Source organism: uncultured Photobacterium sp., assembly GCF_947502415.1.
In the GTDB taxonomy this organism is placed as follows: domain Bacteria; phylum Pseudomonadota; class Gammaproteobacteria; order Enterobacterales; family Vibrionaceae; genus Photobacterium.
Map to the genome: position 1 here is coordinate 134677 of NZ_CANMZV010000004.1, position 13544 is coordinate 148220.

A 13544-nucleotide genomic window follows, 5' to 3' on the forward strand; every position below is an offset into this window, starting at 1 on the left:
TTTGTTGAAGCAGGCGAACCGATTGGCTACCTTGGACAGTTTGATGCGGCACAAATTGACAGCGACGACGGGGTGAAAGAAACCCGCCATCAAATTCATTTTGAGCTGTTCTCGTTAGCGAAACCGCCCCTCTTCTTTCTGAAGAAATTCTTCGGGGAAGAGGCGGCAGCACAGCTACAGTTTCTCGAAAATAACGACGGCGATGAAGAATATTTTGATATTGATTCGCCGTCCGATTTTTTCAAGCTATTGTCAAACCTGATTTCGCCCACCGACGATGAGGAACAAGTCTCTGGCTTAGATATGCGAAACAACCTCACACCTTGGGATAGTGCAAAACAAATAGTCGCCAAACACAACAGTGAGTGGTACGCCAAAGCCGAAGAAAGGTCGTTTTTGAATAAGCTGATCGACAGGTTTATACATCCCGATTTTCCCGCGCTCATTGAACATGAAAAAACACGAATGGATAACCTTGTCTGGATTCAAGATTCGCCCAGCCTGAACTTAAGCAAAGAGGTCTGGAATTGGTGGCCTTTGGGTAATAATTCAACGTGTATATGTGGTTCTCCATTAACTCTAGTACACTTAGAAGCGATTCTTTCTCCACAAAGAGTTAGAAATGGTTTATTTGAGCAATCTTCCTACAGTACGATGAAAAATATTTCTTCACAGCTTTTCCTTGACAAGCTTAATGCTGCTATGGATGCTTTTGGTGTTAATACCTGCTTAGATAAAATCCATTTTTTAGCACAAGCTCTTATTGAGTCAAACAATTTTAAAACAACTGAAGAATATCGAAATAATAATGGCAGCATTCCTTCTGGATGGAACAATTATCGTGGCGGCAACTTTTATCATGGACGAGGAATTATTCAAGTTACGCATAAAGATAATTATGCCAAGTATTGGCGAAAAATGGATGTGGCAACAATGACTGATAACCATGTCATTAAATTATCATCAGACCTTCATCATTCACTTTATTCTGCATTATGGTTCTGGCGTTTTGGTTCTGCTTGGGGAGATATTAGTAACTTTGCAAAAGCAAATGATTTCCTTAAGGTTACGATTGCAGTAAATGGCGGATACAACCATGTTTTCGAACGAAATAAAGCACTACTGTCATTATCACGAGTTATTCGCTGCAATACCGTTAGTTGGGGAGATAATAGTTTCAAAAACTTCAAATTTGAAGATAGCTCCATTTCTAATTCTAGATGGTATAGAAACAACACATCAACAGTCAACTTAGCAAAAGGTAAATTAGAAGGAATAAAACATGTATAAAACGTTATTTTGGGTGAGCTTGCTTGTTTCTAGCCTTTATAATCCATCAATAGCTCAAGGTATTGATGATACAGTAATGTCATATGATATAGAGCCATACATTGCTGATGGTGAGCCATTATGCAATCTCAATATTGCCTACAAGAACAATTATTTCAAACGAACTCTAACAATAGGGTGCGGCAACGTAACATCTAGAAAAATAACGGATTTAATAACTTCAATATCTGTGATAAATGACAGAGGTAATATCAGCAACCAATTCTTTTTTTTAAATGCATTAGGGAAATTTGAATATATTGGCAACATTGAACTGCATCACGATCACGGACAGCTTAAATATAAAGGAATTGGCTCCATTGAATATGGGAACATCACATTATCTAAAGAGAGTTTTAACGGCATTACTAATCAAGAGGATCTAATCTTACTTGGTCATTTCAGCAAAGAAAAACCAAACATCAATATAACCCCACTTAATAAACTAATAAATGATGAGAGTTATTTAGCTATAGACTATCAAGCAGAAATTCAAAACTTAAAGATATGCGATGATGCTGACAAGGCGGTTTATTATTGTTCGCTGAATAAGAATAAGATCCTAAACCTATGTTGGAACCCATACACTTTAAGCTTAAGCTATCAATATGGAACCATCCATAATAAAGAGCTAACTTTAGATGAAACAAAACGTATAAACAACGATTATACTAATTTGTTTGAGTTTAAAAATGGAACATATAAGTATTCAGTAAACACTATTAATAACACGATAAGTGTCTATAAAAAAGACAATCTCATTATGAATGAGTTATGCAAGAATTAATTTACAGGCAATTAATTCTAATCATATTGTCTACTTGAATCGTTTTTCGTAATAACTAACCAATTACAACTACCACATATGAAAATGGCGACCACTTAAAAAGTCGCCATCCCTGCATAGAACAGTGTTAATGCTAAATATCGCTGATTCATACTGGAAATTAGGTGAATTTGACTTGGCGAAAAGTTATTATCGAAAATATATAAAGCGCATGCAAGCAACAAACAAAGAAGGAAGAATTCCGAAGTTTGTTTTTAAAAGAATAAATTAACCCGTAACATTAATTTTCATAGTTACCGATGAGTTAAGTGATTAGTAAGTCGCATTTTGTGACCTTTTTTTGATTTGTTTGTCCTGTTGGTCAGTCTCGAAATAATATCTTCATTTTGAGGCTGTGCCACAAGCTTGGTTACTCAGAGTAAGGAAGCCTTAACACGAAAATGTCCAGAGGCGTGCTAGCATGATCATTGAAATGGCATGTCATATCAAGACTGAATGCTTACTAACCCTGATTGATATAAGTAAGGCAATGCTGTGAACAACATCTGAGCAAAGGTTTGAGTTACATACATATTTTGGTGGTTATATCAGGTCGGGATGAGTATATTGCACTCAGAAAAAACTCCTTTAATGAATAAGAAGCTCAGTCAATATGGTTAGCACTTACCCTCGTAAAGCAAAATGCGCAATGTGTGGATTTGCCTGTGTGAGTGCTGTTAATCCATATGATTGATTAAAATAGAATAATATGAACATATCTTTATATAACTTAGGTTTTAAGCAACGAGTTATTTTGACCGTTGCGACATTGGTTACGATTTCTTTATCTATTACGAACTGGATGGCGTATAGCAAATTTAAAGCGGATAAAATTGCCGCTATTGAAAATAAATCACGCTTGATTGTTGAGAATGCGAGGCATGAAGTCGAGCTTTCGATGAAAAAAGCGACTGACGCATTAGAGTCCACCAAGATGTTTTATGCCGAAGAGCATTCAGAACAAGAATATGTTGATGTTGCCCAGATAATTACCCGAGCTGCGGGTTACTCCGGTTTTACCGCTGGTTATAGTGATGGCCGTGCTTATGGTGATTCTGGCGGTCATGATGGCGTTTTTGATATCAATAATTTTGATCCTCGTACCAGAAATTGGTATCAGGAGGCGCTTGCCGAAAATGGAACTATCTTGACGGATATCTATACGGATGTGACAACCAATAACCTTATGATCAGTATTGCAATGCCGATTAGCAGTAATAAAAAAGGCGTTATTGTTGGTGATCTTTCATTAAACAGTCTTAATGAGTCAATAAATCGGGTTGATTTTCCTGGCGCTGTTGCTTTGATCCTGAGCGAAGATTTCGTGAAGTTAGCATCAACTGATTCTAGTGATGATCTTGGATCTGCATTCAGGTTACCTGGGCTGGCAAGAGTAATGGTTGAACGGGGAACGGGCGCAGAGGATTACCAGTGGAATGGTGTGGAAAAGCGTGCCTACTTCTCAAATATATCATTGGTTGATGGTAGCAAGTGGTACTTGTATGTCGGTGTAAACAAATCAGTTGTATATGCTGATGTCAATAAAGCCTTCAAAGAAGCAGTGACAACATCTGTTGTTATTTTGCTTATTTCCTTAACAATTGTATTTGCTGTACTGAACCAACTTTACAGACCAATTACAGCACTTAAAGAAACCGTCGTGGATCTTTCTGCTGGTACAGGTGATTTAACCCGCCGTCTTGAAGTGACTAGTGAAGATGATCTTGGTCAGATCGCTGAAAGTGTGAATATTTTTATTGCTAATTTACAACAGATGATGCTGGAGGTATCGCAGGCAACCAGCCATATTTCGGCCAGCGTCGAAGACTTGAGGCTGCAGTCTGAACAGAATGCCAACGTATTGCAGGCACATGTTGATGAAACTGATCAGGTCGTGACGGCCATTAATGAAATGAGCAGTACGGCAGAGAATGTTTCGACGAATGCTGCGGATGCTTCATCTCACCTTCACAGTATCAATGATCGTGCGAAGGAATCTAAAGGTAGTGTCATTAATGCAGTAGGTTCAGTTTCGGCATTAGCCAATGATGTTGATTTGATGGGTGAAAGTATTAGTGATATGAACGTCCATATTACTGATATTGCCAGTGTGCTAAAAGTGATTGGTGAGATTGCAGATCAGACCAACTTGCTGGCGTTGAACGCGGCAATTGAAGCTGCACGTGCAGGTGAGCAGGGACGAGGCTTTGCTGTGGTTGCTGATGAAGTACGCGCCTTAGCGGGACGTACTCAGCAGAGTACATCAGAAATTGAGCAGATGCTGAAGAAGCTGACTTCAGGGGCTGATGTGTTGGTTAGCAATATGAACGTTATCAAAGACAGCTGTCATCAAACCTCGACGAATACTGAGCAGGTTAATACCGATCTTGATCAGGTGGCTAGCTCGATTAATGAAGTGAATAACCTGGCGACAGAAATTGCCACAGCGGCAGAGCAGCAAAGCTCGGTATCGGAAGAGATCAGCAAGAATATGACATCTATCCGCCACATGGCAGATACTCTGGCCGAAAGTGGTCGACTGAATCTGGAAAACAGCCAGATGTTGGCAACCGCTAATACTCAGTTATCGATGATAGTGAGTAAATTCAAACTGAATTAGTATTAGATATGATAAAAAATTATCAGGGTTAGCTTTTGCTAATCCTGATAATATCTGTCTTGCAAACGAGTCCTGCCATTTTTCCATACTTAAATGTACTAATTGATAACTCTCTAAATTAGTAAAATCACTAACTCACTTCTGTCCAAAAGCGAGTTGGATGGTGTAGCAGAACTGTAAGATTAATTAATGCTTAAGCTGTTTATATCTATTTCTGAAACTCTTTGAATGCGCGCTCGACCAACCGGTATAACCTTGTGATCTGATCACCGAGCGCTGCACTCTTATGCTCTATCCGACGACGGTTTAACTGCGTATTTACCCCATCCGGATAGTTCTCCAGTAAAAATTCGACAATGTGTTCAATGTTGTAATCCGGTTGCCCTTCAAGCACGGCAACCGCCATGATCTCATCCGGAATTAATTGCTGACGGTTATATTCCAAAGCAGCGCGGATCACCTCTGCTTTCGCTGACTTCGGCTGAACAATATCATACGGCGGGGCCCACTCTTCTGTCGGTTTTAACCTGTCAATCTGGTTCACCAGAGCCAGAATCATCGGTCTTTTCCGCTTTCTGTGTTTTTCATCCTGATAAAAAGTATCCAGCTGTTTTCGTAACTCAACATCCAGCTTTCTAGCCGGTTGGTTCGCTTTAACAACCCAAAAGATCAAATCACTGTTAGTCATTTGATCTATAAGTAACTCTGCGGTTTTCAGGTTTCCGTCAATGCCGGGAAGATCAACCAAATGCACCAAGTCGATCCCATCGAATTCACAACGATGTACTGTTACCTCATCAGTCGAAGGCAACACATGCACCTCTGCCACCATATTTCCCGAAATAGCGTTTATCAGTGATGACTTACCGGCGCTGACCTGCCCCACCACCGCAATCCACAGCGGCTCAATTTCAACCGCAAACCTTAATTGATCATCAGCTAAAACCTGACTTTTGCCGAGTTCACTCTCTCTTGCAGCAAAGCGTCCGCTGTAAAGATCGATAGCTACAGCCACCACTTCCTGTAGCAGTACCCGTTTTAACTGGCCCTGAACCTCTTCACTTATATCCTCAAAAATCCGCCCGAGGATCTGGCCGCGGGCTTCAGCAATTAATCCGGCGGGCGTCATCGCCCTGAACACCCGGTAAATATCGTAAGCCTGTTTAGCAACGCCTATCTTGTCTTTTTGCTCATAGCCCTTAACCAGCGTCCGTAACCGGACTCTCTCAGCAAAAGGTACATGCTCTAACAGAAAATGACGGTAACGATGGCTCACCTCTTCCACCATCAATAAAAATTCAGGAGCAGTAAAAGCTAGCTCTTTATCGGCTTTATCAGGAAAATAATAACCGGCGGCATCAGCAACAAGCTGAAAGGCATGGGGGCGCATCATCCCCCACTCAGAATTTAACGCCAGCAGAGTCTCAATGCGCAGGTTCAGCTCGTCCCACACCTTGTTATCGAAGTCACTCCATTGCCCTGATGGCTTCACCTGATAACCGGGCAAAGCTTCAAGTACCAGCTTTTCTGCTTTTCTCTGCCTGACCAGATAAAGATAAGGAATGGATACAATGAGTGAAGAGAGAGCTAACAGCAGCGCAAACCACAACCATCCGCCCAGCTGCACTAAGGTCACCGCGCCTACAATTGCCAACATCAGAGTTGGTATCACCAGCAAAGCGAGAAACAACGGTACAATGCCGCCGGACAGCTCAGTAAGAAAATTAATCCCGCCGCGTGTTTTTTTCATGTCGCTCCTTTGTATGAGTGAAAGCCTGCTCAAATGCCTGCCTGATATCCTGACTCGACACTGGCTCCTCTTTATTCAGGTGATACAAATACATACATGCTGCCCGACCAATTCCATAAGTTGAACCAAAACTGATGGCAACCGCTGAGGCACTACCGATGGTCTGGCCATATACAGGAATGATCTTTACCAACTGTCGCAACCCCAGTTTAGAGGCGTACTGAAAGGCAAAACTGGAACCGAGTAATCCGGTAAATTCACTGAAACGTTGCCAGTTCCATTCAATCCCGTAATGATTTGCTAAGCTATGAAGCATCTTGCCCTGAATTGCAGGCACAGACACCAACCCGACAACCGGTATCGCATCCGAAGCTCCCGCGATACCTGCATACCAGATCACTTCCCGTTTCAACTTGTTGAAATTCGCTTCTTCGCGGTTGTGATGCTCTTCTTCCTCCATCAGCAAAAATAAAATCGGCAGCATCTCCCCCAGCGATGATTTAAGGACATCCAATCCAGCCGGTTCCGGCGTATGGGCAAAATCAACCGCTACTGACGGCACCTCCCCTTTCCAGGCGCTTTCAACCTGAGACTGGTTGTAAGCAATGGCATTTTTCCTTTCATCAGCATTAGCAATCGACATCACACCGGTATGAACAACCAGTACCTGCTTTATCTGACCTGTACCGCGAATTTGCTCCAACGCCTTAATGATATCGCTCTGCTCCGGCTCTTCGGCTTTCATAACAACCAATAAGGCATGGCTTCGATTCTGACAGGCGGCAATATCTTCCTGGGGATCATAGTCAGCTTCAGACAGTCCCCGGGTATCAAGGAAACAAAGCAAAGGGTTGGATTGAGGATAAATGTAGCTCATGGCGGTAGGAGTACAGGGCTGAAAACCATTACCGATATCAATGACCGTATTACCGGTTAACGACTGAATCAGAGAAGATTTCCCCGCGCCGGTTTTCCCCAGCAACCATAGCGTTGGCAAATGAGCCTGCCACTGAGAAACTGCAGGCTCAATATCCGGGCTTTCCGGTGGACTGATGTACTGATAGATCGTCTTGAAAAATTGCTGCATTACCAGTGGCCCCTTTTGCTCCTGTGCACCAATATACCCACAACTATTTGAACCCCAGGTCAAACAACTGACAATAACACTCTGAATATTAAAGCCGAAATATTAAAGCGGCTCCCTACCTACTGATCTTATTCGCTGCTCAGTGATCAATTAAGTTCAAAGTTAACCGCTGTTGCCGTCAGTTTAGCCGTTCAGGAACAAATCACGCTGCAGGCTGGCTCCGGGCTGACAGGCGTAATGAGAAAAGTCCGTCATCCCCTGATGCTTGAGAACCTCTTCGTCAATAAAGAAGTTGCCGCTGCATTCTCTGGCGTCCCGGGTAATAATTTCATAACAGGCATCAGCCATGATTTCCGGGTGGCGAGAACGATCTTTCAACCATTTCCCCTCTTTCATGTTCAGGATCGCTGATGTCGCAATTGCCGTTTTAGGCCACAAGGCATTGGCAGCAATATTGTAAGTTTTAAACTCTTCCGAAAAAGTCAGCGCCAGCATCGACATGGCGTATTTTGACGTTGTATACGCCCCGTAGTTTTTGAACCACTCAGGCTTAAGGTTGATTGGCGGGGAAAGAGTAAGAATATGCGGATTATCGGACTTTCTCAGGTAAGGCAGACAAGCCTGAGTTAATAAGTACGTCCCGCGAACATTAATAGAAAAAATCAGATCGAATTTTTTAGCCGGCGTATTTTCTGTATTTTGCAGATTAATACAGCTGGCATTATTGATCACAACATCGATTCTTCCTGTCTCCTGACAGACAGCATCGACAGCTTCTTTTATCGCCTCTTCATCACGAATATCTAGTACAACTGGAATTGCTTTGCCTTTGCCCACCGCATTAATTTCATCAGCTGCGGTGTAAATGGTGCCGGGGAGCTTCGGATGAGGTTCAGTTGTTTTCGCCGCAATGATGACAGTTGCTCCGGCTTCAGCACAACGCTTGGCAATAGCAAAACCGATCCCTCTGGAGCCACCACTGATAAAAACGGTTTTGTTCTCAAGTGCGCTGTGTTTATCCGTGAGCGGTGGGCTGTTATTCGGTTCATCCGGTTTTACTTTCGACAACCTAAACGTGCCAGTGATCACTTCTAACCGATTAATCAACCTTCTTGCCTTATCAAAGATGGTTTCCATTGCGACTTTACTCCCTTTGGCCTGAATATCCATTTTTTTACGTCAATCACTTAACGTCACTCCTTCGATTCAGTATAGAGCAAATATTCAGATATCTATTATTCGTATCGATCATCCGTATTTACCACACGAGCTAAGCGAATTAACGAAAACCAAACGCAACTAAAGAGACCGGGCATTACCCGGCCGGATGCACCTATTACACCACGTAGATTACTTCGATGAAGCTTCAGCCTGAGCTTTATCTCCTGCCGGTACCTCTTCCGGTTCAAATTGCTCCAGCTTAAGCCAGGTATTAAACAGTTCATACCAAATTGCCAAAACAACGGCACCGAGAAACAGACCGATAATTCCGGCGGTAATCATCCCCCCGATAGCACCAAACAAAATCACAGGCATCGGTATTGAGACTCCCCGCCCCATTAGCATGGGTTTCAGCACATTATCAGACAAACCGGCCACAAGTACCCACACGGTAAAAATGGTCGCCGGTGTCGTATCCTGAACTGAAAATACATAGGCAATAACGGGTAATGCCACCAAGGTTACAGGTAACTGAGCAATACCAAAAATAAACACAACAAGCGTTAATAACCCTGCCGCAGGTACACCAAAAACGAAAAAAGCCGAACCAACAAGCAAGGACTGAATAAACGCGACACCCACTACCCCGAGTAAAACACTACGAATAGTGGCAGCAATCAAATTCGCCCACTCTTCACCATGCCTGCCGACAATGCGAACCGACAGATTCTGTACTGCCTTTGACATCGCTTCAGCATGAGCCATGAATCCGGCTGCAATTAATAGCGAAATAATAAACATAACCAGCGAAGCTAAGCTGCTACCCAGCAAACCGGCAAAAGCACTGACGGCACCCTTAATCTCCGGCAGGTATTTCTGCATCGCGCTTTCAAGGTTAGACGAGAACAACGCCCAGACTTCATACAGCTTGTCGCCAATCAAAGGAATTTCAGCCACACGTGGTGTCGGCCCCGGAAGTTTGACATTGCCCTCCTGCAATATCTCGGTCATTCGTGCAACAGCCTCGTATATTGAGCCGGATACAATCACGAAAGGTGCCACCAGCAAAGTAATTCCCAGCAAAGCCAGAATGGTGGCCGCCAGCCCTCGCTTACCATTAAGAGCCCGCTCCAGCTTCATCGTCAGCGGCATCAAAGCTACTGCAATAATTGCGCCCCACAGAACGGGAATAATAAATGGCTTGATAATATCGTAAGTCCAGACAACCAACACAAACAATAAGCCAATCCGAATCGAGGATTCGACCATATTGTTAACAAAGATCTTGCTTTGATGCTTTTCAAGTTTGTTATCCATTGTTCTTATCCTGATGACTTTGGCTTGCGCCAACCAGACTGGCCACAACAATGGCCATATAGAACACACCCACGATGGCTTCTAAATACACAACCACCTGAGCAACCGGTGAAACAGGGCTGATATCGCCATACCCTAATGTTGTCAGGGTGACAAAACTAAAATAGGCGGCATTAGAGAAATTGTCGCCCCAAGGCAACTGAGTCATGCCTGTAAACGCGTCGGGGGAAAATTCAAGGATCAGCAGGTAAAGAATCGCCCACATCAATCCGAGCAACAAAAACAGCGCCAAAGAGCCGATGACTTTATTGGTATCAATACTGCCCGTCATCAGAATTTGTCGGAAAATCGAAGCAAAAGTGCCAAGGAAAAAAGTGAAGGTAAGCAGCAGCATCACCACATCTATCTGCTTTATACCCATCAGTTGCCGGCCTACAGCCACAACCAGCCAGCAGACAAACAGAGCAATCAGAAATCGATACCACTTTTTGTCAAATCGCAGGCTCACCAGACAGACAATAAAATTCAATACGGTGACAAACTGCAAAAGCAGATCGAGCAAACCGCTGGTCAATACCTGCTGAAAAGAAGAACTGATCAGCAAAATAATCAATGCTAAAGTCAGATAATAGAAGTTATTCTTTTCACTGATTTTATTGCCCATAATCCATCTTCAGCCTCACTCACGGTTCTGAGTCTCATCCGCCATCACCATAATGGATGCCGTCAGCCCAAATCTCAGATCAATGCCGTCCGGCAGATCTTTCAGTGATATCCGCACCGGGATCCGCTGCGCCAGTCGAATCCACTGAAAAACCGGATTCACGTTCGGCAGCAGATTATAACCAACCGTCCCGTCTTTAGGTGCAATTCCCCAGCCCAGCGAATCAACGACCGCCTCAATCGGCTGTTCCGGATAAGCCATCAGCGTTACCTTTGCCACATCGCCGATGCTTATGTTTTCCAGCTGGCTTTCTCGAAAATAACCAAACACCCAGAAACTGTTTACATCAACCAAAGCCAGCAGAGGCTGATTCGCCACCGCCTGTGTACCTTCTTTAATATCCAGATTCGAGACATATCCGTCTACTGAGGCATAAACCCGGGTAAACGCCATATTCAGTTTTGCCGCATTCAGCTGCTGCTCGGAAACTTTTATTTGCAGCAATGACTCTTCATACGCAATTTGCCGCCGAGTCAGATCTTTGAGCGACACTGCACCTTTATCGCGCGCCCTGATATCCAGCAGCCGTTCATACTCAATTTTCTTACCGCGGGAGCTAACGACAGCCCGCTCCAGAGAGGCTTCGGCCTGTGACAGTGCGACCTCATATGTGCTGTCATCAATCTGGAACAGGAGATCTCCTTTGCGCACAAACTGGTTATCATTCACCGCCACATAAACCACTGGCCCGGAAACCCTTGGGGCAACCTTGATAACATTAGCCCTGACCTGGCCGTTTCGCGTCCATGGGTTATTAAAATACTCTTCGAATTTCTGATAACCCAGCCATACCGCCCCGCCAATAATCAGGACATTAAGCGCGATAACGAATAGCTTTTTTATCTTCTTCATCTTCACACCTAAAACCGCAGGAAAAAGGCATCAATCGCCACCACATAAAACATGGTGATGGCCAGAAACATCAACGACGGAAAGGCAATCAGTCGAGACAGCCGGATTTTATTCAGAATCACAACGGTCACCCAGGTCGCAATCACCGCATAAATCACCACCAGCAACAACGGCGAAAAATACACATCCCCAATGGCCATCTCATGAGGCATATCCATCATGGCTCTCCCTGCTCAGCCGGAGGTTCTGATCCGTCTTCCTTTTCCGTCTCTTCGGTCGAAGCTGCCTTAGGCTTGCCGAAAACCCATGGGGCTGTCACGACGTTATCCGGAGACAATGACGGCAGTACCGGATCATCCAACATATTTTCCCAGTCTGTTCTGGCTTTCATTTGCTCTGCGACATCTTCCCGTACAAACGGCTTCCCCGTATTGGCTTCCCACCCACCACCTAGAGACTTATAAAGTGTAATCACCTGATTGGCGACATTACCTTTAACCTGAGCGTAAGCATCTTCACTTCGGGTCATCTTCTCGACCGAACTGAGCAGGCGTTCAAACGTAATTTGGCCATTTTCATACTGAGTCAGAGAGATGTTAAATGCCCGGATAGAAGCACTGACTGAGCTGAATGCCAACTCCTTTTGCAGACTGTTTAGCTGGTAAGCTTCAAGCGCATTGCTGACTTCCTGAACAGCAAGTAACACCCGTTTGTTGTAGTTAGTCAGGATTTCCTGAAAGACGGCATCCTCAAGGCGGACGTTGTTTTCAACCCGACCGTACTGAAACACATTCCAGGAAAAAGCAGGGCCTAATGACAAAGTCAGCGAATCACTAAAACTGAACTCATTACCTGCTGGCACCGTGCTGTTGATCCCTATGGCCCCGAACAATGAAAACCGTGGATAAAATTCTGCTTCGGCGATACCTATCCGGGCACTTTGTGCATGAGCCTGAAGCTCTGCCAGCTGTAAATCTGGCCGTCTTAATACCAGCGAGGCATCGACAGTTGTACTGACCAGTGGCGGACGAGGAATAAGGGAGTGACGATCGTAAACATCAAACTGCTGCTTCATCTGCTTACGCTCATACTTCTGATCAAAGGCTTTGATTTTGACATCAATCAGTGTTGAGGCCAGCATCGGCTCGATCTCGTCTGGCAAGGTGCCCAGAAGTACAGCCAGAGCATTTCTTGACTGCATCATGCCAATCCTCAGCGACGGAAGCGCAGATTTGGTGTTATAAAGCTGTGTTTTCGCCTGCTGCACATCCAGCTCGGTGACGTTTCCGGAAGCAAATTGTGCTTCGGTGATCTCCACCACCCGCTCCTGAATTTCAATATTGCGTTCAGATAACAGTACTCTTTCCTGAAAAGTCCGGTAGTTCACATAATTTCTGGCCACTTCAGCCGTAATGCTCACCATAATGTCGTGATAAGACGCAATGGTGGCATAAAGACTGGCTTCAGCCGATTCAACACCACGGGCGAATTTTCCCCATACATCCAGCTCCCACCCGGCATCGAAATTCAGTGTGGCATTGTCGAATGTATTTTCATTTTGGTAGATTTTGGCTAAATTTCCGGAGAAAGTTTGCGCCTGAGGATAATTAAATGAGTCGGCAACACCTAAAGCCGCCCTCGCCTGCAGAATTCTCAGTCCGGCCGATTCCAGATCCAGGTTTTGTTTCGCAGCCTCTTCGACCAGACGGTTTAAAACCTGATCCTGAAACTGAAGCCACCAGCGAGCGGTTTTCCAACTGGTGTCAGTTTCTGTATCTTTATTCCAGCCATTCGGTAATTTGACAGGTTCCACCCCCTCAAACTCCGGCCCCAGTACCGTGCATCCGGTCATCAACAATAAAGAGAACAACGCAACAA

12 protein-coding genes are annotated in these 13544 nt (G+C 44.2%); 4 read left to right on the plus strand and 8 right to left on the minus strand.

Features of this window, described 5'->3' with window-relative positions; all coding sequences use genetic code 11:
* Positions 1–72 precede the first annotated feature (72 nt).
* From Q0852_RS06005 to Q0852_RS06015, 4 genes are all read left to right on the plus strand, one after another.
* Entirely contained in the window at positions 73–1290 is a 1218-nt protein-coding gene (locus Q0852_RS06005; RefSeq protein ID WP_299015288.1) for a hypothetical protein, read from the plus strand.
* The gene (locus Q0852_RS06010; protein WP_299015291.1) at positions 1283–2116 is read left to right on the plus strand and encodes a hypothetical protein; all 834 of its coding nucleotides are present in this window, start codon (positions 1283–1285) and stop codon (positions 2114–2116) included. The genes Q0852_RS06005 and Q0852_RS06010 overlap by 8 nt, the downstream gene beginning before the upstream one ends.
* A 130-nt stretch (positions 2117–2246) precedes the next feature.
* The gene (locus Q0852_RS23945) at positions 2247–2387 is read left to right on the plus strand and encodes a tetratricopeptide repeat protein (RefSeq protein ID WP_367278108.1); all 141 of its coding nucleotides are present in this window, start codon (positions 2247–2249) and stop codon (positions 2385–2387) included.
* A 477-nt stretch (positions 2388–2864) separates the two neighbouring features.
* Positions 2865–4775, plus strand: coding sequence for a methyl-accepting chemotaxis protein (locus tag Q0852_RS06015; RefSeq protein WP_299015294.1), 1911 nt, complete (start codon positions 2865–2867; stop codon positions 4773–4775).
* A 208-nt stretch (positions 4776–4983) separates the two neighbouring features.
* Here the strand turns inward: Q0852_RS06015 and Q0852_RS06020 are convergent, their stop codons facing one another.
* The 8 genes from Q0852_RS06020 to Q0852_RS06055 form a co-directional block, all read right to left on the minus strand.
* On the minus strand, positions 4984–6525 hold the full coding sequence (locus Q0852_RS06020; RefSeq protein ID WP_299015297.1) for a GTPase: 1542 nt from the start codon (positions 6523–6525) through the stop codon (positions 4984–4986).
* Positions 6500–7612 (minus strand): GTPase, encoded by a 1113-nt coding sequence (locus tag Q0852_RS06025; RefSeq protein WP_299015300.1) that lies wholly within the window; start codon positions 7610–7612, stop codon positions 6500–6502. Before Q0852_RS06025 ends, Q0852_RS06020 begins: the two co-directional genes overlap by 26 nt.
* Positions 7613–7795: 183 nt before the next feature.
* Positions 7796–8749: an NAD(P)-dependent oxidoreductase gene (locus Q0852_RS06030; RefSeq protein WP_299015305.1), complete on the minus strand. Its 954-nt coding sequence runs from the start codon at positions 8747–8749 to the stop codon at positions 7796–7798.
* A 213-nt stretch (positions 8750–8962) separates the two neighbouring features.
* Positions 8963–10090, minus strand: a complete 1128-nt coding sequence (locus Q0852_RS06035; RefSeq protein ID WP_299015308.1) for an AI-2E family transporter — start codon at positions 10088–10090, stop codon at positions 8963–8965.
* Entirely contained in the window at positions 10083–10754 is a 672-nt protein-coding gene (locus tag Q0852_RS06040) for a potassium channel family protein (protein WP_299015310.1), read from the minus strand. The genes Q0852_RS06035 and Q0852_RS06040 overlap by 8 nt, the downstream gene beginning before the upstream one ends.
* 15 nt (positions 10755–10769) lie before the next feature.
* Entirely contained in the window at positions 10770–11657 is an 888-nt protein-coding gene (locus tag Q0852_RS06045; protein ID WP_299015597.1) for an HlyD family secretion protein, read from the minus strand.
* A gap of 17 nt (positions 11658–11674) precedes the next feature.
* Positions 11675–11878, minus strand: a complete 204-nt coding sequence (locus Q0852_RS06050; RefSeq protein ID WP_299015601.1) for a DUF1656 domain-containing protein — start codon at positions 11876–11878, stop codon at positions 11675–11677.
* Positions 11879–11883: 5 nt separating this feature from the next.
* Positions 11884–13518 (minus strand): TolC family protein, encoded by a 1635-nt coding sequence (locus tag Q0852_RS06055; protein ID WP_299015606.1) that lies wholly within the window; start codon positions 13516–13518, stop codon positions 11884–11886.
* Between the last annotated feature and the right edge of the window lie 26 nt (positions 13519–13544).

Excerpts from the sequence above, each read along its gene's own strand:
- Q0852_RS06010 (WP_299015291.1), top strand. The coding sequence starts at position 1,283 with ATGTATAAAACGTTATTTTGGGTGAGCTTGCTTGTTTCTAGCCTTTAT.
- Q0852_RS23945 (WP_367278108.1), top strand. The coding sequence starts at position 2,247 with ATGCTAAATATCGCTGATTCATACTGGAAATTAGGTGAATTTGACTTG.
- Q0852_RS06015 (WP_299015294.1), top strand. The coding sequence starts at position 2,865 with ATGAACATATCTTTATATAACTTAGGTTTTAAGCAACGAGTTATTTTG.
- Q0852_RS06020 (WP_299015297.1), bottom strand. The coding sequence starts at position 6,525 with ATGAAAAAAACACGCGGCGGGATTAATTTTCTTACTGAGCTGTCCGGC.
- Q0852_RS06025 (WP_299015300.1), bottom strand. The coding sequence starts at position 7,612 with ATGCAGCAATTTTTCAAGACGATCTATCAGTACATCAGTCCACCGGAA.
- Q0852_RS06030 (WP_299015305.1), bottom strand. The coding sequence starts at position 8,749 with ATGGAAACCATCTTTGATAAGGCAAGAAGGTTGATTAATCGGTTAGAA.
- Q0852_RS06035 (WP_299015308.1), bottom strand. The coding sequence starts at position 10,090 with ATGGATAACAAACTTGAAAAGCATCAAAGCAAGATCTTTGTTAACAAT.
- Q0852_RS06040 (WP_299015310.1), bottom strand. The coding sequence starts at position 10,754 with ATGGGCAATAAAATCAGTGAAAAGAATAACTTCTATTATCTGACTTTA.
- Q0852_RS06050 (WP_299015601.1), bottom strand. The coding sequence starts at position 11,878 with ATGCCTCATGAGATGGCCATTGGGGATGTGTATTTTTCGCCGTTGTTG.
- Q0852_RS06055 (WP_299015606.1), bottom strand. The coding sequence starts at position 13,518 with ATGACCGGATGCACGGTACTGGGGCCGGAGTTTGAGGGGGTGGAACCT.